At 60.1% G+C, this 1,101-nt stretch carries 2 protein-coding genes; one reads left to right on the plus strand and one right to left on the minus strand.

From position 1 onward, the window contains the following. A partial coding sequence (locus tag ABT116_RS49360; RefSeq protein WP_351648189.1) for a hypothetical protein occupies window positions 1–265 on the plus strand: 265 nt, incomplete at its 5' end. Here ABT116_RS49360 and ABT116_RS49365 read toward each other — a convergent pair. Continuing rightward, a complete protein-coding gene (locus ABT116_RS49365) occupies window positions 250–999 on the minus strand; it encodes an ArgP/LysG family DNA-binding transcriptional regulator (RefSeq protein WP_351648191.1) in 750 nt (249 codons plus the stop codon). The two genes, ABT116_RS49360 and ABT116_RS49365, sit on opposite strands and share 16 nt — an antisense overlap. Between the last annotated feature and the right edge of the window lie 102 nt (window positions 1,000–1,101).

Here is a 1,101-nt window from a genome sequence, read left to right on the forward strand (position 1 = left end):
GGCCAACTGGGATCTGTGCAACATGGCCTCCGTCATGGCCATCGGGATCCTCACCGACAACGCCGCCAAGTACGACCAGGCCGTCACCTACTTCACCAGATATCCGATGTCCGCCACGAGAGTCAGCACCTTTCATTCGTGTGTGACTCAAAACACTATCGGCGTCCTGTGGCCGAAGAAACGGTCCCAGGGGATCAACTTATCCAGGTTCTTTGTTCCCCGAGCACAACACGGCAGGTGCGGTGCTCATCAGCTCGAGGGCTGATGCAACACCTCGTGGGCGCGGCGGGTCACCACCTCGGAGATCCGGCGCAAGACAGGTGACGACAGTTTCCACTGCTGCCAGTACAGCGGAACGTCGTCCACGAAGTCCGGATCGAATCCGATCAGCACCCCGGATCGATCGTCGTCGCCGCGCTGCAGGTCCGGTATCAATCCCCAGCCGTATCCCCGCCTGACGGCGTCCGCGAAGTCTGCCGATGACGGAACAAGATGACGGGGCGGATCGGCGGGGTGGCCGACCTTTTGATCGAGGTAGCGATCCTGCAGTAGATCCTTGCGATTGAACACAACCAGCGGCGCCTCCGAAAGGGATTCGGCCGTGACACCGTCTGCGAACCAACGACGGCAGAACTCTGCGCTCGCCATCGGCCGATACCGCATGATGCCCAACCGACTGGAGGTACACCCTTGAATCGGTGACGCGACAGACGTGACGGCAGCCATGACCGAACCGTCGCGTAGCAGTTCGGTGGTGTGGTCTTGATCGTCGAGATGAAAATCGAAACTGACTTCTTGCGTGAACTCCGCGAGGGCCCCGAGAACCCACGTGGACAGCGAATCGGCATTGACCGCGATCGAGACGCGGGCGAAGCTGTTCGAACCGTTTTCCAAACCGAGTTCTCGCACGGTGTCACGCGACAGGGCGTCTATCTGACGGGCAAGCCGCAGGACTTCTCTCCCTGAATCTGTGACCTGGATGGGTTTGGTGCGCTGCACCAGGATCCGGGGAGGAAGAGGCTGAAAAATTCCTGGATAAAATCAAGGGCGAGCCGGGCAGAGCCATCGGCCTACTTCCGTCTACGGATGTTCAGGCGATCG

It is taken from the genome of Streptomyces sp. NPDC002130 (assembly GCF_040296465.1).
Taxonomy (GTDB): domain Bacteria; phylum Actinomycetota; class Actinomycetes; order Streptomycetales; family Streptomycetaceae; genus Streptomyces.